The 23,881-nt window shown below is 65.4% G+C and carries 26 protein-coding genes and 1 other RNA gene; 18 read left to right on the top strand and 9 right to left on the bottom strand.

Translation table 11 applies throughout. From position 1 onward, the window contains the following. Positions 1–50: 50 nt before the first annotated feature. Positions 51–1,256 carry a D-alanyl-D-alanine carboxypeptidase gene (locus tag BKM74_RS04685; protein ID WP_245825799.1) on the top strand — a complete coding sequence of 402 codons (1,206 nt, stop codon included), beginning with the start codon at positions 51–53 and terminating at the stop codon, positions 1,254–1,256. A 17-nt stretch (positions 1,257–1,273) separates the two neighbouring features. Here the strand turns inward: BKM74_RS04685 and BKM74_RS04680 are convergent, their stop codons facing one another. Next, positions 1,274–1,582 (bottom strand): AzlD family protein, encoded by a 309-nt coding sequence (locus BKM74_RS04680; protein ID WP_086464519.1) that lies wholly within the window; start codon positions 1,580–1,582, stop codon positions 1,274–1,276. Next, positions 1,572–2,312, bottom strand: coding sequence for an AzlC family ABC transporter permease (locus BKM74_RS04675; protein WP_086464518.1), 741 nt, complete (start codon positions 2,310–2,312; stop codon positions 1,572–1,574). Before BKM74_RS04675 ends, BKM74_RS04680 begins: the two co-directional genes overlap by 11 nt. 218 nt (positions 2,313–2,530) lie before the next feature. Here BKM74_RS04675 and BKM74_RS04670 point away from each other — a divergent pair, with 218 nt between their 5' ends. From BKM74_RS04670 to BKM74_RS04660, 3 genes are read left to right on the top strand one after another with little or no spacing between them, the layout of a single operon-like run. Next, entirely contained in the window at positions 2,531–3,679 is a 1,149-nt protein-coding gene (locus BKM74_RS04670) for a Re/Si-specific NAD(P)(+) transhydrogenase subunit alpha (RefSeq protein WP_086464517.1), read from the top strand. Positions 3,680–3,698: 19 nt separating this feature from the next. Next, complete coding sequence (locus BKM74_RS04665; RefSeq protein ID WP_086464516.1) at positions 3,699–4,112, top strand: NAD(P) transhydrogenase subunit alpha; 414 nt, start codon at positions 3,699–3,701, stop codon at positions 4,110–4,112. 16 nt (positions 4,113–4,128) lie between these two features. After that, positions 4,129–5,529 carry an NAD(P)(+) transhydrogenase (Re/Si-specific) subunit beta gene (locus BKM74_RS04660; protein WP_086464515.1) on the top strand — a complete coding sequence of 467 codons (1,401 nt, stop codon included), beginning with the start codon at positions 4,129–4,131 and terminating at the stop codon, positions 5,527–5,529. 70 nt (positions 5,530–5,599) lie between these two features. Here the strand turns inward: BKM74_RS04660 and BKM74_RS04655 are convergent, their stop codons facing one another. After that, entirely contained in the window at positions 5,600–6,367 is a 768-nt protein-coding gene (locus BKM74_RS04655; protein WP_086464514.1) for a class I SAM-dependent methyltransferase, read from the bottom strand. A gap of 135 nt (positions 6,368–6,502) precedes the next feature. Between BKM74_RS04655 and gloB the strand changes: the two genes are divergently transcribed. The 5 genes from gloB (at position 6,503) to BKM74_RS04630 (ending at position 11,432) form a co-directional block, all read left to right on the top strand. Next, on the top strand, positions 6,503–7,273 hold the full coding sequence (gene gloB / locus BKM74_RS04650; RefSeq protein WP_086464513.1) for a hydroxyacylglutathione hydrolase: 771 nt from the start codon (positions 6,503–6,505) through the stop codon (positions 7,271–7,273). A 25-nt stretch (positions 7,274–7,298) separates the two neighbouring features. Continuing rightward, entirely contained in the window at positions 7,299–7,910 is a 612-nt protein-coding gene (locus BKM74_RS04645) for a glutathione S-transferase (protein ID WP_086464512.1), read from the top strand. 12 nt (positions 7,911–7,922) lie between these two features. Continuing rightward, positions 7,923–8,372, top strand: a complete 450-nt coding sequence (locus tag BKM74_RS04640; protein ID WP_086464511.1) for a cupin domain-containing protein — start codon at positions 7,923–7,925, stop codon at positions 8,370–8,372. Next, positions 8,373–9,233 (top strand): SDR family oxidoreductase, encoded by an 861-nt coding sequence (locus BKM74_RS04635; RefSeq protein ID WP_086464510.1) that lies wholly within the window; start codon positions 8,373–8,375, stop codon positions 9,231–9,233. A 159-nt stretch (positions 9,234–9,392) separates the two neighbouring features. After that, positions 9,393–11,432: an elongation factor G gene (locus BKM74_RS04630; RefSeq protein ID WP_086464509.1), complete on the top strand. Its 2,040-nt coding sequence runs from the start codon at positions 9,393–9,395 to the stop codon at positions 11,430–11,432. A 34-nt stretch (positions 11,433–11,466) separates the two neighbouring features. Here BKM74_RS04630 and BKM74_RS04625 read toward each other — a convergent pair whose 3' ends face one another. Both BKM74_RS04625 and ssrA read right to left on the bottom strand, forming a co-directional pair. After that, a complete protein-coding gene (locus tag BKM74_RS04625) occupies positions 11,467–12,027 on the bottom strand; it encodes an SspB family protein (RefSeq protein WP_245825797.1) in 561 nt (186 codons plus the stop codon). 113 nt (positions 12,028–12,140) lie between these two features. Further along, positions 12,141–12,521, bottom strand: a transfer-messenger RNA (tmRNA) gene (ssrA, locus tag BKM74_RS04620). Between the two features lie 96 nt (positions 12,522–12,617). Here ssrA and BKM74_RS04615 point away from each other — a divergent pair. The 9 genes from BKM74_RS04615 (at position 12,618) to BKM74_RS04575 (ending at position 20,662) form a co-directional block, all read left to right on the top strand. Next, entirely contained in the window at positions 12,618–13,412 is a 795-nt protein-coding gene (locus BKM74_RS04615; protein ID WP_086464508.1) for a thymidylate synthase, read from the top strand. 124 nt (positions 13,413–13,536) lie between these two features. After that, positions 13,537–13,815, top strand: a complete 279-nt coding sequence (locus BKM74_RS04610; protein WP_086464507.1) for a BrnT family toxin — start codon at positions 13,537–13,539, stop codon at positions 13,813–13,815. After that, positions 13,775–14,095: a BrnA antitoxin family protein gene (locus BKM74_RS04605; RefSeq protein WP_086464506.1), complete on the top strand. Its 321-nt coding sequence runs from the start codon at positions 13,775–13,777 to the stop codon at positions 14,093–14,095. Before BKM74_RS04610 ends, BKM74_RS04605 begins: the two co-directional genes overlap by 41 nt. A 4-nt stretch (positions 14,096–14,099) precedes the next feature. Then, positions 14,100–14,621, top strand: a complete 522-nt coding sequence (locus tag BKM74_RS04600; RefSeq protein WP_086464505.1) for a dihydrofolate reductase — start codon at positions 14,100–14,102, stop codon at positions 14,619–14,621. A 27-nt stretch (positions 14,622–14,648) separates the two neighbouring features. Continuing rightward, entirely contained in the window at positions 14,649–16,379 is a 1,731-nt protein-coding gene (locus tag BKM74_RS04595) for a SulP family inorganic anion transporter (protein WP_086464504.1), read from the top strand. A 184-nt stretch (positions 16,380–16,563) separates the two neighbouring features. Next, positions 16,564–17,745, top strand: a complete 1,182-nt coding sequence (hflK, locus tag BKM74_RS04590; protein ID WP_086464503.1) for an FtsH protease activity modulator HflK — start codon at positions 16,564–16,566, stop codon at positions 17,743–17,745. Between the two features lie 11 nt (positions 17,746–17,756). After that, the gene (gene hflC, locus BKM74_RS04585; protein WP_086464502.1) at positions 17,757–18,644 is read left to right on the top strand and encodes a protease modulator HflC; all 888 of its coding nucleotides are present in this window, start codon (positions 17,757–17,759) and stop codon (positions 18,642–18,644) included. A gap of 79 nt (positions 18,645–18,723) precedes the next feature. After that, positions 18,724–18,909 (top strand): DUF2065 domain-containing protein, encoded by a 186-nt coding sequence (locus tag BKM74_RS04580; protein ID WP_176342391.1) that lies wholly within the window; start codon positions 18,724–18,726, stop codon positions 18,907–18,909. A 238-nt stretch (positions 18,910–19,147) separates the two neighbouring features. Further along, positions 19,148–20,662, top strand: coding sequence for a DegQ family serine endoprotease (locus BKM74_RS04575; RefSeq protein ID WP_086464501.1), 1,515 nt, complete (start codon positions 19,148–19,150; stop codon positions 20,660–20,662). A gap of 68 nt (positions 20,663–20,730) precedes the next feature. On the opposite strand, the gene folE is transcribed toward BKM74_RS04575, so the two are convergent. The 4 genes from folE to ilvN form a co-directional block, all read right to left on the bottom strand. Further along, positions 20,731–21,405 carry a GTP cyclohydrolase I FolE gene (folE, locus tag BKM74_RS04570; protein ID WP_245825795.1) on the bottom strand — a complete coding sequence of 225 codons (675 nt, stop codon included), beginning with the start codon at positions 21,403–21,405 and terminating at the stop codon, positions 20,731–20,733. Positions 21,406–21,609: 204 nt separating this feature from the next. Beyond that, positions 21,610–22,002: a Co2+/Mg2+ efflux protein ApaG gene (gene apaG, locus BKM74_RS04565; RefSeq protein WP_086464500.1), complete on the bottom strand. Its 393-nt coding sequence runs from the start codon at positions 22,000–22,002 to the stop codon at positions 21,610–21,612. A gap of 167 nt (positions 22,003–22,169) precedes the next feature. After that, positions 22,170–23,189, bottom strand: a complete 1,020-nt coding sequence (ilvC, locus tag BKM74_RS04560) for a ketol-acid reductoisomerase (protein WP_086464499.1) — start codon at positions 23,187–23,189, stop codon at positions 22,170–22,172. 60 nt (positions 23,190–23,249) lie between these two features. Then, a complete protein-coding gene (gene ilvN / locus BKM74_RS04555) occupies positions 23,250–23,789 on the bottom strand; it encodes an acetolactate synthase small subunit (protein WP_086464498.1) in 540 nt (179 codons plus the stop codon). Between the last annotated feature and the right edge of the window lie 92 nt (positions 23,790–23,881).

The following is a 23,881-nucleotide window of genomic DNA, read 5'->3' as shown; positions in this document are numbered from 1 at the left end:
AGCAGGCGTGCGGCATCGCGCGCCTTATCCTCATGCCCTTGATGTTCGCGATGGCTCTGGCTGTTGCCGTGGCCGCCCCGCTGGGCGCCGAGGCCCAGGCCACCCGCTACGCCGCCCTGGTGATCGACTACAGCACCGGCAAGGTCCTGTTCGAACGCCATGCCGATGCGCGGCGCTATCCCGCCTCACTCACCAAGATGATGACGCTGTACATGACCTTCGAGGCGCTGGAGAGCGGCAAGCTGAAGCTCGACCAGCACCTGCCGGTCTCCAAGCGCGCCGCCGGCATGCCGCCCTCGAAGCTTGGCCTGCCCGCCGGCAAGACGATCAAGGTCCGCGACGCGATCTATGCGCTCATCACCCGTTCGGCCAACGACATCGCCGTGGTGCTCGCCGAGGCGCAGGGCGGCACCGAAATCAAGTTCGCGCAGATGATGACCGAGCGCGCGCAGCGGATCGGCATGAAGAACACCAGTTTCCGCAACGCCTCGGGCCTGCCCAATCGCGGCCAGGTCAGCACCGCGCGCGACATGGCGCAGCTCGCCGTCCGGATGATGCGCGACTACCCGCAATATTACGATCTGTTCAAGGTGCGGTCCTTCACCTATGGCGGCCGCACCTATGTGAACCACAACCGGCTGCTGGGCAATCTGGAGGGCACGGACGGCATCAAGACCGGCTATATCCGCGCGTCGGGCTTCAACCTCGTGGCCTCGGCCAAGCGCGGCCAGCACCGCCTTATCGGTGTGGTGTTCGGCGGCCAGAGCGCGGCCTCCCGCGACGAGCACATGATGGATCTGCTGGAGGCGAGCTTCACCGAGATCGACCAGATTCGCGTCGCCAGCGCCGTACCGCTGCCCTCCCGCAAGCCGCGCCTCGACGATACGCCGCCGGTCGCCATGGCCGATGCCGGCACCACCAAGCTGGCCGAGGAAGAGGCGCTGGCCCAGGGCGACGCCTCCGACCTCGCCGCCGCCCGCGACCTGTGGGGCGTGCAGGTTGGCGCCTTCTCCCAGGAAGGTCCGGCCCGTGCCGCGCTGACCAGCGCCCAGAAGCTGGCGCCGAAGCTGCTGCAAAGCGCGCAGCTGTTCATCGAGCGTGCCCGCCCCGACCAGAAGCCGCTCTACCGCGCCCGCCTGCTGGGCCTGTCGGAGAAGGAGGCGCGCCGCGCCTGCGAGACGCTGAAAACCAAGAAGATGGCCTGCGTGCCGGTACCGCCGGACGCCATCGTCTCGGTCGCCAGCCTGCCGAACTGACCGGTTTCCGCTCCCCCTCAGCCTGGAAAGAACTGGCGCAGCGCCGCCACCGTGCCGATGCCGATCAGGATGGCGGCCAGCTCCTGCTTGGTCAGCCGGATGGCGATGACGGCCAGCGCCAGGCCGGTCAGCTCGATCCAGCCGCCTTTCCAGACCGCCGGCGCCACCACGGCGGCGATGACCGCGCCGGGGATGCTCTTCAGCCAGGCCTCGACCCGGCCGGACAGCGTCACAAAGCGCATCAGCCAGAAGCCACCGGCGCGCGTGCCATAGGTGATCAGCGCCATGCCGAGGATGGTGTAGAGCGACAGCGGATCAAGCGACACGGCTGCCTCCCGCCCCACCACCCATCGGCTGCCTGTAGCGCACGAGACCGGTCAGCGAGCCGACGAATCCACCCACCAGAATGTACCAGTGCCCCGGCAGGAACTGCGAGGCCAGGATGGCGACCGCCGCCGCCACGCCCCAGGGCAGCAGGTCACCCCTGCCCTTCCACATCGCCGCCAGCAGCGAGCCGAAGAAGATCGGCAGCAGCACGTCCAGCCCGAACACGCGCGGATCGCCAACCATCCCGCCCATGCCATAGCCGATGGCGGCCGACGCCACCCAGCCGACATAGAGTGCCAGCCCGCTGCCCAGCAGGAAGGCGGCATCGCGATAGCCGTTGAAATATTCCTTCATCGCCATCGCCCAGTTGCCATCGGTCAGGAAGAAGAAGGAGCCATAGGCCTGCTTCGCCGTGATGTGGATGAACCAGGGCCGCATGGAAGCGCCCATCAGCAGCATGCGGGAATTCACCGCCAGCGTGGCGATCAGGATCGGCAGCACCGGCAGCGGGGCGGCCCAGAGCTGGATGGCGATCAGCTGCGAGGCACCGGCGAACACCGTGGCGCTCATCAGCACTGTCTCGGCGAGGCTGAGGCCGGCATCGCGGGCCAGCACGCCATAGACCGCGCCGAACACCGTGGCGCTCAGCACCAGCGGAATCATGGTGCGCGCGCCGAACAGCGCGCCCCCCATCGTGAAGGGAACGGATTTTTCGTCTGATGCGGACATGCGCTCGCCGCCTTGCCTTTTACCGAAAGGTCGATATGTCAGTCAGGATGTCGTAGTCACACCCTGGCGCCGGTCCGTGTCAACCGAACTATTGTCGGGGTGGCAATAAGGTAAACTAATAAGTACCCGGGCCTTCACAAAGCGCCCCCTTCCGTTCATTGTGCTGATGAAAGGCCTTAACGGCCAACCAGGGGCATTCGCGAAAAGGACAAAAGGGAATGATCGTCGCCATTCCGAAGGAACGCCGGCCGGGCGAGACGCGTGTCGCCGCCTCGCCGGACACGGTGAAGAAACTGATCGATCTCGGCCTCGATGTGGTGGTCGAGAAAGGCGCCGGCCAGGCCGCCGCCATGACCGACGACGCCTACAAGGCCGCTGGCGCCACCATCGCCAAGGACACCAAATCGGCGCTGGAAAAGGCCGATATCGTGCTCAAGGTGCAGCGCCCGACCGGCAGCGACGACAAGACCGACGAGGTCGCGCTGCTGAAGGAAGGCGCTGTCCTGCTGTGCATCCTGAACGCCTATAACGACAGGCCGCTGCTGGACCAGTTGGCGGCCCGCAAGGTCGCCACCTTCGGCATGGAATTCGTGCCGCGCATTACCCGCGCGCAGTCGATGGACGTGCTGTCCAGCCAGTCGAATCTCGCCGGCTACAAGTCGGTGCTGGATGCCGCAGCCGAATTCGGCCGCGCCTTCCCGATGATGATGACGGCGGCCGGCACCATCCCGCCGGCCCGCGTGATGATCATGGGCGTCGGCGTCGCCGGGCTGCAGGCCATCGCCACGGCCCGGCGTCTGGGCGCCATCGTCAGCGCCACCGACGTGCGCGCCGCCACCAAGGAACAGGTCGAGAGTCTGGGCGCCACCTTCGTCATGGTGGACAGCGAGGAAGCCAAGCAGGCCGAGACCGCCGGCGGCTACGCCAAGGAAATGAGCGACGAGTATAAGAAGCAGCAGGCCGCGCTGATCGCCGAGACCCTGAAGAAGCAGGATATCGCGATCTGCACCGCGCTGATCCCCGGCCGCAAGGCGCCCACCCTCATCACCGAGGCGATGGTGAAGTCGATGAAGCCGGGCTCGGTCATCGTCGATCTGGCGGTCGAACAGGGCGGCAATTGCGAAGCCTCCGAACCGGGCAAGGTGGTGCAGAAGCATGGCGTGACCATCGTCGGCCATCTGAACGTGCCGGGCCGGCTGCCGGTCGATGCCAGCGCGCTCTATGCCAAGAATTTGCTGAACTTCGTCACCCTGCTGATCGACAAGGAAACGAAGGCGCTGAAGATCGACCTGGAGGACGAGATCGTGAAGGGCACGCTGGTCACCCAGGATGGCCAGATCGTGCATCCGGCCTTCAAGGCGGCCTGAGAGCGGAGAGACAGACATCATGGATCAGAAAACATTCATCGATAAGGCGGCGGAACTCGCCACTTCCGCCTCCGATCTCGCCGACCGGGCAGCCCTGCTGGCCAACGAGGCGACGCGCATCACCGCCATCGGCGCGCAGAGCCAGGACGGCACCAATTTCGTGTTCCTGCTGACCATCTTCGTGCTGGCCTGCTTCGTCGGCTATTACGTGGTCTGGCGGGTCACCCCGGCACTGCACTCGCCGCTGATGGCGGTCACCAACGCGGTATCCTCGGTAATCATCGTCGGCGCGCTGATCGCCGCTGGCCCGGTCGAGATGAATTTCGCCAAGGCGATGGGCTTCCTCGCGGTGGTGCTGGCCTCGGTCAACATCTTCGGCGGGTTCATCGTCACCCAGCGCATGCTGGCCATGTTCAAGAAAAAGCAGAAGTAAGGCGGAGACAGAGTCCATGAGCGCAACCTACGCAGCCCTGCTCTACCTCGTCGCCAGCATCTGTTTCATCATGGCGCTGCGCGGCCTGTCCTCGCCGGTCACCAGCCGGCAGGGCAACATCTTCGGCATGGCCGGCATGGCCATTGCCATCCTCACCACCCTGGCCCTGCCAGACGTGCTGTCCTACGGCATGATCCTGGCCGGCATCGTGATCGGCGGCGCCATCGGCACGCTGATCGCCTATAAGATCCAGATGACGGCGCTGCCGCAGCTGGTGGCCGCCTTCCACAGCCTGGTCGGCCTGGCCGCCGTGTTCGTCGCCGCGGCCGCGTTCTACAGCCCGGAATCCTATGGCATCGGCGTCGCCGGCAACATCGCCGTCGGCAGCCTGATCGAGATGAGCCTGGGCGTGGCCATCGGCGCCATCACCTTCACCGGCTCGGTCATCGCCTTCGGCAAGCTGCAGGGGCTGGTTACCGGCAAGCCGCTGATCTTCCCGATGCAGCACCCGCTGAACGCGGCGCTCGGCATTGCGCTTGTGGTGCTGGTGATCGTGCTGTGCATCACCCAGTCCACCACCGTGTTCTGGCTGATCGTCGCCGTTGGCCTGCTGCTGGGATTGCTGCTGATCCTGCCGATCGGCGGCGCCGACATGCCGGTCGTCATCTCCATGCTGAATTCCTATTCCGGCTGGGCGGCGGCAGGCATCGGCTTCACCCTGCAGAACAGCCTGCTGATCGTCACCGGCGCGCTGGTCGGCGCCTCGGGCGCCATCCTCAGCTACATCATGTGCAAGGGGATGAACCGCTCGATCTTCAACGTCATCCTCGGCGGCTTCGGCGGCGAGACGGCGGCGGCTGCCGCCGGCGGGCCGGCCGGCGACCGCAGCGTGAAGGCGGGCAGCGCCGACGATGCGGCCTTCATCATGAAGAACGCCGCCTCGGTGGTGATCGTGCCGGGCTATGGCATGGCGGTCGCCCAGGCGCAGCACGCGCTGCGCGAGATGGCCGACATCCTGAAGCATGAAGGGGTGAAGGTGCGCTACGCCATCCATCCGGTGGCGGGCCGCATGCCGGGCCATATGAACGTGCTGCTGGCCGAGGCCAATGTGCCCTATGACGAGGTGTTCGAGCTGGAGGAGATCAACCGCGATTTCGCCTCCACCGACGTCGCCTTCGTGATCGGCGCCAATGACGTGACCAACCCGGCGGCCAAGACCGACCCGGCCAGCCCGATCTACGGCATGCCGATCCTCGAGGTGGACAAGGCCAAGACCGTGCTGTTCATCAAGCGCTCGATGGCGTCCGGCTATGCCGGCGTGGAGAACGAGCTGTTCTTCCGCGACAACACCATGATGCTGTTCGGCGACGCCAAGGCGATGTGCGAGCAGGTGGTGAAGGCGCTGGAACAGCTGTAAGGCATCCGCCCTCTATTTCTAACCCTCTCCCCTTGCGGGAGAGGGTTTTCTTTTGTCCCTCACCCTTGCCCTATCCCTCGCCCATATCGCGCAGCACCCGCGCGCCGGCGGGGATGCCCTGCGGGGCGGGCCTGGGCATCGGGATCAGCAGCCGGCGGCGCGCCGGCTCGCGCCGGCCAGTGGTGGCATAGACCTGCTTGGCCGCCTCCACCATCACCACCCCGCCCAGATGCGGAAACCAGCGCTGGCCGATCCGCTCGAAGCTGGCCGAGGAGCGCAGCAGCAAGCGCGAGCGCAGCGGCGGCGCGAACAGCGCATGCGCCCGCTCGATGGGCGTGAAGCGGCAGTCGCGCAGCAGCTTCTGGATCTGCCCGGCGCTGTAGGGCTGGCCATGGCCGAACGGCGTGCTGTCACGCATCGACCACAGGCTGCGGCGGTGCGGCGCGACCACCAGCAGCCGCCCGTTGCCGGCCATCACCCGCCAGATTTCGTCCATCAGCCCGCGCAGATGCTCCGTGCTTTCCAGCGCATGCACCAGCAGCACCCGGTCCATCGAGGCATCGGGCAGCGGCAGATCAGCCTCATCGGCCAGCAGGGTGACGTTGGGCCCCTCGCGCGGCCAGTGCATGATGCCCTGCCCGGCCGGCATCAGGGCGATGGTGCGCGAGGCCTCCTCCCGGAACGGACGCAGATAGGGCAGCGTGTAGCCAATGCCGAGGAAGGACTGGCCGCGCACATCCGGCCATATCTGACGCATCTGCCGGCGCAGCATCCGGCGCGCCATCTGGCCCAGGCTGCTGGCGTAGAAATCGCGCAGATCGACGACATCGTCATACATGACCGCTTCGTCCTGTCTTTATCTGCCCACCCCTTGGCTGCCATGCCCTGCTGGACGTTGGCGCGCGGCGGAGCGGGTGCTACTGTCCCGCCCCATAAACGTTAACACAAACCGGATATGGGGAGGGAGACAGCGATGGCGCAACTGATCGTTCACCAGATTCCAGTCCTCAGCGACAATTACGTCTATCTCGTCCATGCCGCCGCGACCGGCGAGACCGCCGTGGTCGATCCCGCCTTGGCGCCGCCGGTGCTGGCGGCGCTGGAGCAGAAGGGCTGGCGGCTGACGCACATCCTGAACACCCATCACCATGCCGACCATACCGGCGGCAATCTGGCGCTGAAACAGGCGACCGGCTGCACCATCGTCGGGCCGCGCGCCGATGCCGCGCGCATCCCCGGCATCGATGTCGAGGTCGGCGAGGGCGACCGCTACCGCTTCGGCGGGGAGGAGGCGCTGGTGTTCGACGTGCCGGGCCACACGCGCGGCCATATCGCCTATCACTTCGCCGACAGCAAGGCGCTATTCTGCGGCGACACGCTGTTCGCACTCGGCTGCGGCCGGCTGTTCGAGGGCACGCCCGCGCAGATGTGGGCCTCGCTTGGCAAGTTCCGGACCTTGCCCGCCGATACGCTTGTCTATTGCGCGCATGAATACACCCAGTCCAACGCCCGTTTCGCGCTGACCGTCGATCCGAAGAACGCGAATTTAAAGGCACGCGCGGCAGAGATCGACCGGCTGCGCGCGGCAGGCCAGCCGACCGTGCCCTCGCTGCTCGGCGAGGAGGTTGCGACCAACCCGTTCCTGCGCGCCGACGACACGGGCGTGGCCGCTGCCGTCGGCCTTGCCGGGGCGGACCCGGTTTCCGTGTTCGCCGAGGTCAGGAAGCGTAAAGATAATTTCTAACGAACATCACCCAGGAGGAGTCCCCATGAAGCTGCGTTATTCCACCACCTCGCCCTATGTGCGCAAGGTCATGGTGCTGGCCATCGAGGCCGGCATCGACGGCAAGATCGAGAAGGACAAGACTGCCGCCAGCCCGATCGAGCGCAACGAATCGCTCTATGCCGACAATCCCATCGGCAAGGTGCCGGCGCTAACCACCGACGATGGCATGACGCTCTTCGATTCGCCGGTGATCTGCGAATATCTCGATGCCGAACATGCCGGCGGGAAATTCTACCCGGCCAAGGGCAAGGCACGCTGGGTGGCACTGCGCCAGCACGCCATCGCTGACGGGCTGCTGGATGCGGCACTGCTGGCGCGCTATGAGGGCTTCATGCGGCCGCAGGAGCTGCGCTGGGATGCCTGGCTCGCCGGCCAGAAGGGCAAGGTCGCGAGCGCGCTGGACATGCTGGAGAAGGAGGCCGCCGATCTGGACGGCCCGATCACCATCGGCCAGATCGCGGTCGGCTGCGCGCTGGGCTATATGGATTTCCGCTTTGCCGACGATAACTGGCGCGGCTCCCGTCCGAAGCTCGCCAAATGGTATGAGGGCTTTGCCGCCCGCCCGTCCATGCAGGCGACCGTCCCGCCGCAGTAAGGGGAGATAAGGATGCAGGATCGCGACGCCGACGCCATCATCCGGCATCTGGGGCTGGAGCCCCATCCGGAGGGCGGCTATTTCCGCGAGACCTTCCGCGACAACCCCGCGGACGGCTCGCGCGGCGCCCTGACCTGCATCCACTATCTGCTGAAGGCCGGCGAGTTCTCGGCCTGGCACCGCGTCACCGACGCCACCGAAATCTGGCATTTCCAGGCCGGTGCGCCGCTGGTGCTGACGCTGTCGCCGAACGGCCACGATGCCGAGGCGCATCATCTGGGCAATGATGTGCTGGCCGGCCACCGCCCGCACCTCGTGGTGCCGCCGAACTGCTGGCAGACCGCTGAGAGCCTGGGGCACTGGACGCTGGTCGCCTGTACCGTGGCGCCGGCCTTCGACTTTGCCGGCTTCGAGATGGCGCCGCCGGACTGGCGGCCGCTTCCGCGGCCGTCGGGCCGATAGATGACAAGGCCCAGCTTCCTGTTCTGCTTCGGCTTCGGCTATTCAGCCGAATGGCTCGCCGCGAAGCTGCTGCCGCAGGGCTGGAAGATCGCCGGCACCGCCCGCGATGACGCCAAGCGCGCGGCAATGCAGGCGCGCGGCATCACGGCATATCCCTTCCCGCTGCCGGATGCCGGCATGGCGCTGGCGGGTGTCACCCATATCCTGTCCTCGGTGCCGCCGCGCGACGGCCACGACCCGGTGGTGGCCGCGCATGGCGACGCGCTGAGGGTGCTGCCTGACCTTGCCTGGGTCGGCTACCTCTCGACCACCGGGGTCTATGGCGACACCGGTGGCGCCTGGGTGGATGAGGACAGCCCGCTCAACCCCTCCACCCCGTCCGGCAAGACGCGGGTGACGGCGGAGGCCGAGTGGCAGGCGCTGGGTCTGCCGCTGCACATCTTCCGCCTGTCCGGCATCTACGGGCCGGGACGCAGCGCCATCGACCAGCTGCGTGCCGGCACGGCGAAGCGTATCGTAAAGCCGGGGCAGGTCTTCAACCGCATCCATGTCGAGGATATCGCCCAGGTACTGGCCGCCTCGATGGCCCGGCCCGCGCCGGGGGCGATCTACAATCTGGCGGATGACGAGCCGGCCGCATCATCCGATGTCGTGCTGGAGGCCAGCCGCCTGCTGGGCGTCGAACCACCGCCGGAAATCCCGCTGGAGCAGGCCGATCTCGGTGCAATGGGGCGCGCCTTCTATTCGGAATCCAAGCGCGTCCGCAACGACCGGATCAAGCGCGACCTCGGCATCAGCCTCGCCTGCCCGACCTACCGCGAGGGGCTGGCCGCCTGCCTTGCCCGGCTATCGTCTAATTAGATTTTTCTTATTTTCTTTCTTGCATCCCCTCCCCCGGCCTGCTGACATGGACGCTGCATAAGAAGCGTCCCCGCTCCGCATCATCCGGGGCGCCCCGGGATAGCGGAGACAGCGGGCCGCCTGCATTTGCCAAGGAAGCATCTGCCAAGGGAGGTGGCCATGAACGCAAGAACCGAGCGCACGCCCATCGACACGCCGCGCTGCGCCGTGCTGGTGGGCCCTTATCTCAGCGGCAAGACGTCCCTGCTGGAAAGCCTGCTCTCCGCCTGCGGCGCCATCCCCCGGCAGGGCAGCGTGAAGGATGGCAACAGCACCGGCGACGCCTCGCCCGAGGCGCGCGCCCGGCAGATGAGCGTCGAACCCAACATCGCGCATGCCCGCTATATGGACGAAGCCTGGGTGTTCGTGGACTGCCCCGGCTCCATCGAATTCGCGCAGGATTACCGCAACGCGCTGCAGGTGGCCGATGTCGCGGTGGTGGTGTGCGAGGCCGACCCGGCACGCGCGCTGACTGTCGCGCCGATCCTGAAATATCTGGATGACGAGGATATCCCGCACCTGCTGTTCGTGAACCGCATGGACGAGGCGGTGGGCCGGGTGCGCGAGTTGCTGGCGGCCCTGCAGGCGCATTCCCGGCGGCCGCTGGTGCTGCGCCAGGTGCCGATCCGCGAGGGCGAGCGCGTGACCGGCTATGTCGATTTGGCGAGCGAGCGGGCCTACCGCTACAAGCCGGGCCAGCCGTCCGACCTGATCCAGATTCCCGACGAGTCCCGCCCGCGCGAGCAGGAGGCGCGCGGCGAAATGCTGGAGGCACTGGCCGATTTCGACGATGGGCTGCTGGAACAGCTGCTGGAAGACATGGTGCCGGAAACCAACGACATCTACCGCACGCTGGCGAAGGATCTGCAATCCGACCTGATCGTGCCGGTGTTTCTCGGTGCGGCGGAGAAGAATCACGGCGTCCACCGCCTGCTGAAGGCGCTGCGGCACGAAGTGTCGGACGCGGCCCATACCGCCGGGCGCAAGGCGATCCCGCCGGAGGGCGAACCGCTGCTGCAGGTGTTCAAGACGCTGCACCTTGCTCATACCGGCAAGCTGTCGCTGGCCCGGATCTGGCGCGGTGGCGTGAAGGACGGGCAGATGCTGACCGGCCCGCACGGCCAGGCGCGCATCAGCGGCCTCTATCATCTGCTGGGATCGAACCTCGCGAAGATATCCGAAGCCGGCCCCGGCGATGTGGTGGCGATGGGCAAGATGGAGCCGGTCGCCACCGGCGACGCTTTGACCCCGGCCGACAGGATGACCGACGACCCGGCCTGGCCGGAACCGCTGGCCCCGGTCTATGCCATGGCGCTGCACGCCGCCAACCGTAATGACGAGGTGAAGCTGTCGGGCGCGCTCGCGAAGCTGGTGGAGGAAGACCTGTCGCTGACCACCCGGCATGACGCGGATACCGGCGAGCTGCTGCTGTCCGGCCAGGGCGACATCCATCTGCAGATCGCCGCCGACCGGCTGAAGAGCAAGTATAATCTGGAAGTGACGCTGGCCCGCCCGCAGGTACCCTACAAGGAAACCATCCGCCGCAAGACCGAACAGCATGCGCGGCACAAGAAGCAGAGCGGCGGCCATGGCCAGTTCGCCGACGTGAAGATCGCCATCCAGCCGCTGCCGCGCGGATCGGGCTTCCAGTTCGTGGACAAGATCGTCGGCGGCGCCATTCCGCGCCAGTACATCCCCTCGGTCGAGGAAGGGGTGCGCGAGTTCATGCCGCATGGGCCGCTGGGCTATCCGGTGGTCGATTTCCAGGTGACGCTGCAGGACGGCCAGTTCCACAGCGTGGACAGTTCAGACATGGCCTTCAAGCTGGCGGCGCGGCAGGCGATGGCGGAGGGCATGGCGAAATGCGATCCGGTGCTGCTGGAGCCGATCCTGGCGGTCGCCATTGCGGTGCCGAACGAGTTCACTTCAAAGGTGCAGCGCCTCATCACCGGGCGGCGCGGGCAGATTCTGGGCTATGATTCGCGCGCCGGCTGGCCGGGCTGGGACGAGGTGCAGTGCTTCATGCCGCAGGCGGAAATCCACGACCTCATCATCGAGCTGCGCTCGGCGACGCTTGGCGTGGGCAGCTATAGCCAGCGCTTCGATCATCTGCAGGAACTGACCGGCAGGCTGGCCGACCAGGCGGTTGCAGCCCAGTAGGAACTGCGCCGGAACTCCGTAGGAACGGCGCCGGCTATTTCTTGCGGAATTTATCCAGCGTCACCACGTTGGCGCCATTCTCCGTCTCGGCGGAAGCGGCAGCCTCGGCATCATCCGGCGCATCGCCCTCGGCCCGCCCATTTGGCGTCCCGGCGGGTGTGCCAGCGGGGGCACCAGCGTGTGTGCCAGCAGGCGTGAAAGCGGCGACGCCTTCCGGCGCGCTCGGCTGTTGCTCGGCGTCAGTCGCCACCTGGAACTGCAGGCCGAACTTCACCGACGGATCGACGAAACCGGTGATGGCGGCAAACGGGATCGACAGCTTCTCATGCACATCGTTGAAGCTGAGCAGCACCTCGAAGCGCTCCTCCATCACCTTCAGCCCCCAATATTGGTGCTGCAGGACGATGGTCATCTCGTCCTCGTACTTCTGGCGCAGAAAGGCGGGAATATCCACGCCGGCCAGATGCGTCTTGAAGGTGATGTAAAAATGATGATCGCCCGGCAGGCCGTTGGTCGCGGCCTCTGTCAGCGCGGTCCGGACGACGCTGCGCAGCGCCTCCTCAACCAGCCTGTCGTATCTCAACTGATCCTGCACCTGTCGATATCGCCCGGTTGTATCGCCCGCCTGCCCGAAAGGGCCGGCCGGCGGATTGCGGCCAGCACGCTCGGCACCAAGATCGGGAATGGGGCCATGCGGCAACGAAAGTAAGTGGAGGGCTTCTGTTGCCCGGTGCCCTCCGAACCGCGCCCTACCTTAGCAAGATAAGGACTTAAGGGTGGTTACCCAGAACCGCACTTAGGCGGCGAGGGCGACCTGCTTGGAGTTGTCATTCGCAACTACTAGCTTGGCCCGATAACGGTGGTACCATGCCGGGAGAAACTTACGTCTTTACTACACACGTCGATCCTATTTCGCCCCCAGAGGGATGCGCCGGCTTGCCTGTGTTACAAACGGGCGCATCTTAGAAACTGGTGGAGGCGCCGGGTACCGCCCCCGGGTCCGTAATGCTTATTCCACGAAAGGTTTATCCCCATAGCCGGTTTCCCGACGCCTAGATAATAGGTATTCCAGGGGCGGAACGAAAGGGGTTAGCACTTACTTTTTGTTGGGGCTGTGATAGGCTCCACCACAAGATATAGCGTTCGCCGATCCGCAACACGCAAGACACCGCCCAAGACACTGCCATGCAAGCCTATCTCGATCTCCTGCGCCATGTCCGCCAGACCGGCACCTACAAGGCCGACCGCACCGGCACCGGCACCTACAGCGTGTTCGGCTACCAGATGCGCTTCGACCTGGCCGAGGGCTTCCCGCTGGTCACCACCAAGAAGCTGCATGTGAAGTCGATCATCCACGAGCTGCTGTGGTTCCTGCAGGGCGACACCAACATCGCCTATCTAAAGCGCAACGGCGTGTCGATCTGGGACGACTGGGCCGATGAGAAGGGCGAGCTGGGGCCGGTCTATGGCCATCAGTGGCGCTCCTGGCCGACACCGGATGGCGGCAGCATCGACCAGATCGGCCAGCTCATCGAGCAGATCAGGACCAACCCAGATTCCCGCCGCCTGATCGTCAGCGCCTGGAACGTCGCCGATGTCGGCCGCATGGCGCTGCCACCCTGCCATTGCCTGTTCCAGTTCTATGTGGCGGACGGCAAACTGTCCTGCCAGCTCTACCAGCGTTCCGCCGACATCTTCCTGGGCGTGCCATTCAACATCGCCTCCTACGCGCTGCTGACGCTGATGGTGGCGCAGGTGACCGGTCTGAAGCCGGGCGAATTCATCCACAGCTTCGGCGACGCGCATCTCTATGCCAACCATGTGGAACAGGCCGATCTGCAGCTGACCCGCACGCCCTATCCGCTGCCCACCATGCGGCTGAACCCGGATGTCGGCAGCCTGTTCGACTTCGTCTATGAGGATTTCACGCTGGAGAACTACCAGGCCCACCCGCACATCAAGGCCCCGGTGGCGGTGTGAGGGGGTTGACAAAAAGATACGATTGTATATACATCTTGGCAAGCGGCAAACTAAAGGCCGCACCAGAGGTCACAACGTGAACAGGGATGCAGAAAGATGACGCAAATTCTCCGGAGTAATCTTGATGCAGTTCGAGTGGCACGAGGAAAAGCGCCTCGGCAATCTTAAGAAACATGGCATCGACTTTATCGATGCGACCGACATTTTCGCCAATTTCGTGCTGTGCTGGCCCAGTACCCAGAAGCAGCATGGCGAACAGCGTTTCGTTGCGGTCGGTCAATTGGACGGACGGTTGATAACCGTCGTCTTTACGGAGAGAGGAGAGGTGCGCCGGCTGATTTCGGCCCGGCGCGCAAGGAAAAATGAGGAAAAGCGATACCATCACGCGACGCAAGCTCGGTGACCGCAAGGGCGGCATGACCGACTGGGCGCGGGTCGATGCGCTGACCGACGAGGATATCGAGAAGGCGGTCGCGGAAGACCCCGACGCCGCCCCCCTGCTGGACAAGGAGTGGTTCGCCAAGGCGCGGCTGCTCTGGCCGCAGGAAAAAGCGGCGATCTCCATCCGCCTCGATCAGGACGTAGTCGATTTTTTCAAGGCCCAGGGACGCGGCTACCAGACGCGGATCAACGCCGTGCTGCGCGCCTATATCGAGGCGCAGAAATCCCGCAAGACCGGCTGACCCGATGATCTTCTCCGCCATTGCCGCCCTGGCGCGCAACCGGGTGATCGGCCAGGGCAATGGCCTGCCCTGGCGGCTGCCCGGCGACCTGAAATTCTTCAAGGCCATGACGCTGGGCAAGCCGGTGGTGATGGGCCGCAAGACCTTTCAGTCCATCGGCAAACCGCTGCCCGGCCGCCCCAACATCGTGGTGACCCGCGATCCCGATTTTGCAGCCAAGGGGGCGGCCGAGGGCGTGCATGTCGTGCGCGATATCGACACCGCCCTCGACCTGGCCGCGACGCTGGCGCGCGAGACCGGTGCCGAAGAGGTGATGGTGATCGGCGGCGCGGAGATCTACGCCCAGGCGCTGCCCCGGATCGACCGGCTATATCTCACCGAGATCGACGCGGAGATCGCGGGCGACGCGTACTTCCCGGAGATCGAGCCCCGCGCCTGGCGCGAGGCTGCCCGCACGAATCCTGTGTTGGATGAAGCCTCCGGCCTGTCCTACTGTTTCATAACCCTGCATCGTGTGGGGGCATAGCGACCCTTTCCGAAAGCCGCCCTCGACATGGCGCACCAGCCCCCGGCGCAGCCACCCGCCGCACCGCATAGAAACCGGCACCTGTTCGTGCCCAAGCTGGTGACAGCGCTGCGCGAGGGCTACGGGCTGGGGGATCTCCGGCACGACGCCATCGCCGGCCTGACCGTCGCCATCGTCGCCTTGCCGCTGGCCATGGCGCTGGCGATCGCCAGCGGCACCACCCCGGAACGCGGGTTGTTCACCGCCGTCATCGCCGGCTTCATTATCTCGGCATTTGGCGGCAGCCGGTTCCAGATCGGCGGGCCGACCGGCGCCTTCGTCGTGGTGGTGTTCAACATCATCGACCGGCACGGCTATGACGGGCTGCTGATCGCCACCATCATGGCCGGGTTCATGCTGCTGGCCTTCGGCCTGCTGCGCTTCGGCACCTACATCAAATATGTGCCGCAGCCGGTGGTGACCGGCTTCACCGCGGGCATCGCCGTCATCATCTTCTCCAGCCAGGTGCGCGATCTGCTGGGGCTGGAGATCGACAAGCTGCCGGCCGATTTCCTGCATCAATGGTCGGCCTATCTCAGCAATCTCGCGACCGTGAATCCCGCCGCCATCGGCATCGCCGGGCTGACGCTGGCGCTCATCATCGGGCTGAAACGCTGGCGACCGCGCTGGCCGGGCTTCCTGATCGGCGTGCTGGCGGGCACGCTTCTGGCCCTGGCCGCCGGCCTGCCGGTGGAAACCATCGGCAGCCGCTTCGGCACCATCCCCAACATGCTGCCCAGCCCCAGCCTGCCCGAGGTGACGCTGGAGCGCATCCGCGTCCTGCTGCCCGACGCCTTCACCATCGCGCTGCTGGCCGGCATCGAATCGCTGCTGTCGGCGATGGTGGCCGACGGCATGACCGGGCGGCGGCACCGCTCCAACTGCGAGCTGGTGGCGCAGGGACTGGCCAATCTGGGCTCGGCGCTGTTCGGCGGCCTGCCGGCAACAGGGGCCATCGCCCGCACCGCCACCAACATCCGGGCCGGCGCGCGCACGCCGGTTGCCGGCATTCTGCATGCCGGCTTCCTGCTGCTGTTCATGATCGCCCTGGCGCCGCTGATGATCTATGTGCCGCTGGCCTGCCTCGCCGCCGTGCTGGTCATCGTCGCCTGGAACATGAGCGAGGTCGAACGCTTCCGCCATCTGATGAAGGCGCCGCGCGGCGACCGCGTGGTGCTGCTGCTGACCTTCGGGCTGACCGTGATGGTGGACCTGACCGTGGCGATCCAGGTCGGCATCGTGCTGGCCGCCATCCTGTTCATGGTGCGCATGGCCGAGGCGGTCGAGATACAGGGTGGCGTGAACCCGCTTCCCCAGCATGATGACGGGGATGAGGACGAGGACAGCAATGCGCGCGAGGATTTGCCGCCCGGCGTCGAGGTGTTCCAGATTCGCGGGCCGCTGTTCTTCGGCGCGACCGGCCAGCTGACCGATGTGCTGGCCAGCGTGCTGGAGCGTATCGGCGTCAGCCCCAAAATCTTCATCCTGCGGCTACGCCATGTGCCGATGATCGATGCCAGCGGCGCCGACACGCTGGAGAACTTCCTGAAACGCTGCAGGTCCCAGGGCACCATCGTCATCCTGTCCGGCCTGCAGCCGCAACCGGCCGAGATCATGACCCGCATGGGGCTGACGCATGGCGGGACGGGCGCGCCGCTTCTCGCACCAGACTACCGCAGCGCCGTGGCGACCGCCCGCACACTCATCACCCAGGACTAAACGGACGCTAAACACGCCCGCCTTTTACCGAAACGCATTGAAAACCTGCGCTTTCGGCCAATATCCGGAGGGTCGCGGCGCCACCCGTGCGGCCTGCCGGTGCCTTTCTCTGGAAACGCCTGGTCGGATCGCGTAAGGATGGCGGGCGCGACAAAGGAAAAACAGGCCAGGCAGGGAAACAAGAATGCCTTGGAATAGCAATCAGGGGGGCGGCCAGGGTGGCGGCCCTTGGGGTAGTGGAAGCGGCGGTAATGGCGGCAGTCCTTGGGGACGCCCGGGTGGCGGCGGCGGCGGTGGCGGCCCACAGCCACCCAATATCGAGGAATTGATCAAGAAGGGTCAGGAGAGGTTCAAGACCATGATGCCCGGCGGCTTCGGCAACGCCAAGGGCATCATCCTGATTCTGCTGGTGGCCGTCGCGCTGTGGGGCGCCAGCGGCTTCTATCGTGTGCAGCCGGACGAGCAGGGCGTGGTCCTGCGCTTCGGCGAATGGACCCGTACCACCGGGCCGGGCCTGAATTATCATCTGCCCAGCCCGATCGAATCCGTGCTGACACCGAATGTGACGCGCGAAAACCGCATTGAGGTCGGCTTCCGTTCGGCCGGCGATTCATCGGGCCGCGCCGGCGTCAGCCGCGACGATGCCGAGGAAAGCCTGATGCTGACCGGCGACGAGAACATCGTCGATATCGACTTCGTCGTGTTCTGGCGCATCAAGGATGCCGGGCAGTTCCTGTTCAAGCTGCGTAACCCCGACCTCACCGTGAAAGCGGTGGCGGAAAGCGTGATGCGCGAGATCATCGGCCAGACACCGATCCAGGTCGCGCTGACCGAAGGCCGACAGGTCATCGAGGTGCGCGCCACGGAGAACACCCAGCGCCTGCTGGACGAATACCAGTCCGGCGTCGAGGTGCGGCAGATCCAGCTGCTGGCGGTCGATCCGCCTTCCCCGGTGATCGATGCCTTCAACGAGGTGCAGCGCGCCCGCGCCGACAAGGAACGTGTGCGCAACGAGGCCGAGGCCTTCCGCAACGACATGGTGCCGCGCGCCCGTGGTGAGGCGGAACGTCTGATCCAGGAGGCCCGCGCCTACCGCGAGGAAATCGTCAACCGCGCCCAGGGTGACGCGCAGCGTTTCCTGTCGGTCTATGAGGCCTATGCCAAATCGCCCGACGTGACCCAGCAGCGCATCTATATCGAAACCATGCAGCAGGTTCTGGGCAACGTGCAGAAGGTCATCATCGACGACAAGGGCGGGAGTTCGGGCGTCGTGCCCTACCTGCCGCTGCCGGAGATTCAGAAACGTGTCGGCCAGGGCGATAGCCAGGGCAGCACAACTGCCGCCCCGTCGGCGAACCGGAATTAAGGGAGGACGCCATGCCACGCAAATTGCTTGCGATCCTGGGCGGCCTGATCGTTGTCGCCGGTATCGTCGCCTCCAGCGCGCTGTTCACCGTGCATCAGACCGAACAGGTCCTGGTGCTGCAGTTCGGCGAACCCAAGCGCGTCGTGAGTGAGCCAGGGCTGAATGTGAAGCTGCCCTTCATCCAGAACCTGCAGCGCTATGAACTGCGCGTGCTCGATCTCGACCCGCCACGCCAGCAGGTCATCCTGGTCGATCAGAAGCGTCTCGATGTGGACAGCTATGCCCGCTTCCGCATTACCGACCCGCTGCTGTTCTACCAGTCGGTGGGCAACGAGTTCGGCGCCCGCCAGAGGCTGACCGCGATCATCAACTCGGCGCTGCGCCGGTCGCTGGGTAACGCCACGCTGGCCGACATCCTGTCGGTGAAGCGTGAGGCCATCATCGACGAGATGACCGTCGAGGTGAACAAGTCGGTCGAACGGCTGGGCCTGGAGATCGTCGATGTACGGGTACGCCGGGCCGATTATCCCGAGCAGACCAGCCAGGCGATTTACAACCGCATGCGCTCGGAGCGCGAACGCGAGGCGAAGGAAGCCCGCGCCGAGGGCTTCGAGCTTGGCCAGCAGATCCGGGCCGATGCCGAGCGTCAGCGCGTGGTCATCGTTGCCAATGCGGCCCGCGAGGCGCAGGTCACCCGAGGCGAAGGCGATGCCGAGGCGATCAACATCTATTCGCAGGCCTTTGGCCAGGACCCGCAGTTCTTCTCCTTCTACCGCAGCATGGAAGCCTATCGCGAGTCGCTGGGCCAGGACGGCACCACCATGGTGCTCTCCCCGAACAGCGATTTCATGCGCTACTTCAACAACATGAATGGCGCGGTCGTAACCTCGCCACGCTGACGATGGACGAAATTCTGGCGCGGCGGTGGCTTTCCGGCCCCGTCGCGCCATTTTTATTGAAGGATATCGAGGTGCCGGTGTGACGGACCTGCTGACGGCACTTGCCCTCATGATCGCCCTGGAAGGGATGCTCTACGCCCTGTTCCCCGGCGGCATGCAGGCGATGATGCGCGTCGCCGCAGCACAGCCGCCCGCAACCCTGCGGCTGGCCGGATTGCTGGCCGCGACCGTGGGCGTTCTGCTGACCTGGTGGATACGCGGCTAGGTGCCGGCCGGGCTAAAATGGCAGTGTATAAAGCGGCCCTGCCGCAATTGGCCCCACAAATGCCCAGAACGGATTGGGGTATGTCTTAATTTGACCATATGTGAAAAGCTGAATAGCAGGCATGCGACGTTCTCCGATGCGTCGATTCGCTATCGGGCATTCCGGTCAGGTGAGGAACGATCCCTGCCGTGACCGGGTTCCCGACTTTCCTGTGATGAAGGACAAGAGAAGGCCTCCCATGAGCAATCGTCTGGCGTTCCTTTCCGGTACAAGCGGGCAACCCGGCGGTTCTTCCCGTCGCCTTGCCGCAAGCCGGTTTTCCGCGGCCCTGCTGGCCCTTGCGGTGCTGGTACAGGCCGTACCCGCCCTCGCCCGTCCGGCGCCCGACAGCTTCGCCGACATGGCCGAGAAGCTGTTGCCGGCGGTCGTCAATGTCTCCACGACGCAAACCGTGCAGTCCTCTCCGCAAGAGATGCCGGAGATGCCGCAATTCCCTCCCGGATCGCCGTTCGAGGAGTTCTTCCGCGACTTCTTCGACCGTCAGCAGCGGCCGAACCAGCCGCGCCGCGCGACCTCCCTGGGGTCCGGCTTCGTCATCGACACCGCCGGCTTCATCGTGACGAACAACCATGTCATCGCCGATGCCGACAAGGTGTCGATCCGGCTGCATGACGATACCGAATTCGATGCGGAGATCGTCGGCCGCGACCCGAAAACCGACCTTGCCCTGCTGAAGATCAATCCGGGCGATTACAAGCTGACCGCCGTGGGCTGGGGCGACAGCGACAAGAGCCGCGTCGGCGACTGGGTGCTGGCCATCGGCAACCCGTTCGGCCTGGGCGGCACGGTCACCGCCGGCATCGTCTCGGCCCGCGCGCGTGACATCAATGCCGGCCCGTATGACGATTTCCTGCAGACCGATGCCTCGATCAACCGCGGCAATTCGGGCGGTCCGATGTTCAACATGGACGGCGAGGTGGTCGGCATCAACACCGCCATCTATTCGCCCTCCGGCGGGTCCATCGGCATCGGCTTCGCCGTGCCGTCGGCGCTGGCCAAGCCGGTCATCGAGCAGCTGAAGGAACATGGCCGCACCCGCCGCGGCTGGCTCGGCGTGCGCATCCAGATGGTGACCGACGAGATCGCCGAGAGCCTGGGCCTCGACAAGGCGCGCGGCGCCCTGATCGCCAGCGTCACCGAGACCGGCCCGGCCGCCAAGGGCGGCATCAAGGCCGGCGATATCGTGCTGAAGTTCGACGGCAAGGATGTCCCCGACATGCGCCGCCTGCCGCGCATCGTGGCGGCCACGCGGATCAATGAGGATGTGCCGGTCGAGCTGTGGCGCGACGGCAAGAAGGTGACCGTGCAGATCAAGGTCGGCGAGCTGGAGGAAGCTGAAGAGGCCGGCCTGCTGGACCCGACCAAGCCGGCGGATTCCAGTGCCGTCGATCGCACGGTGGACTCGCTCGGCCTCAGCCTCACCTCGGTCACGCCGGAACTGAAGCAGCGCTTCGGCCTGGCCGACAACGCCAAGGGCGTTCTGGTCACCGAGGTGAAGCCGAACAGCCCGGCGGCGGAAAAGGCGATCCAGCCCGGCGACATGGTCGTCGAGGTCAGCCAGGAAGAGGTGAACAGCCCGGCCGAACTCGTCGAGAAGGTGCAGGCCGCGCAGAAGGCCGGCCGCAAGTCGGTGCTGCTGCTGGTCAACCGCAAGGGCGAGATGCGCTTCGTCGCGGTGCGCATCGAGGGCTGATCCCCCTCCTCCACAAAAAGAAAGGCCCCGCTCCGGCGGGGCCTTTTTTCGTTATGCGGTCAGCGCGTTTACAGCGCGACGGCGCTGTGCGGATTGCCGATCATCGTCAGGAACTCGCGGCGCGTGCTGGCATCGTCGCGGAAGGCACCCAGCATCCGGCTGGTGACCATCGTGGTGCCATGGGTGTTCACCCCGCGTGAGGTCATGCAGCCATGCTCGGCCTCGATCACCACCGCCACCCCCTTGGGCTCCAGCACATCGTTGATGGTGTTGGCGATCTGCGCGGTCAGCCGCTCCTGGATCTGCAGGCGCCTGGCATAGGCGTTCACCACGCGGGCCAGCTTGGAGATTCCGACGACGCGGTTCAGCGGCAGATAGGCGACATGGGCGCGACCGACGATGGGGGCCATGTGATGTTCGCAATGCGACACGAAGCGGATATCGCGCAGCAGCACCATCTCGTCATAGCCATCGGTCTCGTCGAAGGTGCGCTTCAGCATCTCGACCGGATCGACCGTATAGCCGCCGAACCATTCCTCATAGGCCTTGGCGACGCGCTTCGGCGTATCCAGCAGTCCTTCCCGCGCCGGGTCATCGCCGCTCCAGCGCAGCAGCGTGCGCACCGCCGCCTCCGCCTCTTCGCGAGACGGCCGCTCCTCCCCGGAGGATAACGGGCTGAGCCCCAGCCGGCTGGCATCTCCAGACGGCCCCGCGCCGGAGGATGCCCCCGGAAGCGGCTTCATGCTGTTCTCGTTCATGGCATCCCTTTTCGGGTCATGGTCGCCGCTAGAGCCGGGGCAGTCGCACTATGACGCACGCTGGCAGACGGCATCTCGTTCACATTCTCTCGAAATGGCGCCCTGTCCCGGCCCTTCAAGCGCACATGAAGAAAAACTTTTATTTTTCAGTAACCCATGAACCGAAGAATGGTTCGCTGCGTATATGGCCTAATTCAGCCGCACCGGCTGATGCGGGCTGTCCAGGGAGAAGGCCGGCACGTCGATGTCGAAATGGCTGCCATCCCCGGCCTCCATCGTGTAGGCGCCGACCATGATGCCCGATGGCGTGGCCAGCGGCGTGCCGCTGGTATATTCGAAGCTTTCGCCCGGACGCAGCACCGGCTGCTCGCCGACAACGCCGTCGCCGCGTACCTCCTGCGTGCGTCCCAGCGCGTCGGTGATGCGCCAGAAGCGGCGGCGCAGCTGCACCGTCTCGCTGCCCTCATTCTCGATCTTCACCTGATAGGCCCAGACATAGTGATTGTCGGACGGGGTGGACTGGTCCTCCAGATAGACCGGCCGCACGGTAACGCTGATCGATCGGGTGGTCTGCTTGTACATGGCTCATCTCCGGGTACGGCGATCCGTGGCGCCGCCTACCGTCATTCCATTCAATAATTAAAGCCGGGCGCGGCTTTGTCCAGTAAACCCGGCCATGCGGAAACGGCAAAGGGCCCGGAACGGTGCCCGGGCCCTCGCATTTTCCGTACCGGACCGGAAGACCGGGATCAGTTCTTGGTCTTGTCGACCAGACGGTTCTGGCCGATCCACGGCATCATCGCGCGCAGCTTCTCGCCGACTTCCTCGATCGGATGGGCAGCGGCCTTGGCGCGGGTCGCCTTGAAGGAGGTCTGGTTGACCTTGTTCTCCAGCATCCAGTTGCGGGTGAAGATGCCCGACTGGATGTCGTTCAGCACGCGCTTCATCTCTTCCTTGGTCTCGGCGGTGATGATGCGCGGGCCGGTGACATATTCGCCATACTCGGCGGTGTTGGAGATCGAGTAATTCATGTTGGCGATGCCGCCCTCATAAATCAGATCGACGATCAGCTTCACCTCGTGCAGGCACTCGAAATAGGCCATCTCCGGGGCGTAGCCGGCCTCGACCAGCGTCTCGAAACCGGCGCGGATCAGCTCGACCAGGCCACCGCACAGCACGACCTGCTCGCCGAACAGGTCGGTCTCGCACTCTTCCTTGAAGGTGGTCTCGATGATGCCGGCGCGGCCACCGCCGATGGCGCAGGCGTAGGACAGCGCGATTTCCAGCGCATTGCCGGAGCTGTTCTTGTCAACCGCGACCAGGCAGGGAACGCCGCCGCCGCGCTGATATTCGGAGCGCACGGTGTGGCCCGGGCCCTTCGGCGCGATCATGAACACGTCGAGATCGGGGCGGGCCTCGATCAGGTTGAAATGGATGTTCAGCCCGTGCGCGAAGCAGATCGCCGAGCCCTTCTTCATGTTCGGCGCCAGCTCGGCATTGTAGATGTCGGCCTGCAGCTCGTCCGGGGTCAGCATCATGACCACGTCGGCATCCTTCACCGCGTCGGTCGGGGTCTGCACCTTGAAGCCGGCGGCCTCCGCCTTCTTCGCCGTGGCCGACCCGGCGCGCAGCGCGACGACGACGTTCTTCACGCCGCTGTCCTTCAGATTGTTGGCGTGGGCATGGCCCTGGCTGCCATAGCCGACGATGACGATCTTCTTGTCCTTGATCAGATTCACGTCGGCATCGCGATCGTAATAGACCCGCATGGTGCAACTTCCTTCGTTTTCGATTGGGTTGTGGTAATCCGGCGTTGCCGCCGCTTTCTGTTAAATGCCGTTCGCCGTGGTATCGCGCTGCAGGCCCATGGCGATGTTGCTGCCGCGCGCAATCGCGACCACGCCGGTGCGCGATACCTCCACCTCGCCCAGCGCCACCATCAGATTGATGAAGGCGTCTAGCTTGCCGGCGGTGCCGGTCAGCTCGAAGGTGAAGCTGGCCAGCGTGCTGTCCAGCACACGGGCGCGGAAGGTATCGGCGATTCGCAGCGCCTCGATGCGGTCCTCGCCGGTATTGGCGACCTTGATCAGCGCCAGCTCGCGCTCGACATGCGGCCCGTCCGCCGTCAGGTCGGCGACCCGGTGGACCGGCACCAGCCGGTCGAGCTGCGCCTTGATCTGCTGGATGATCATCGGCGTGCCGCTGGTCACCACGGTGATGCGCGACAGGCCATGCCCGGCATCGACCTCGGAGACGGTGAGGCTCTCGATATTGTAGCCGCGGCCGGAGAACAGGCCGATCACCCGGGCGAGCACGCCGGGTTCGTTATCCACCAGCACGGCGATGGTATGGCGTTCGATGGCTTCCAAGAAACTGGCTCCAGAATGGGCCGCCGTCCGGCCAGGTAGGTAAAAGGATCGGGCGGAAGGCGGCGTGTCGGGGAAGGCGGAAGGCGCGGGAC

The sequence above is a fragment of the Oceanibaculum nanhaiense genome, from assembly GCF_002148795.1.
GTDB classification, from domain to species: domain Bacteria; phylum Pseudomonadota; class Alphaproteobacteria; order Oceanibaculales; family Oceanibaculaceae; genus Oceanibaculum; species Oceanibaculum nanhaiense.
Note: the sequence above shows the minus strand (reverse complement) of the source record. Positions and strands in the feature narration are given on the sequence as shown.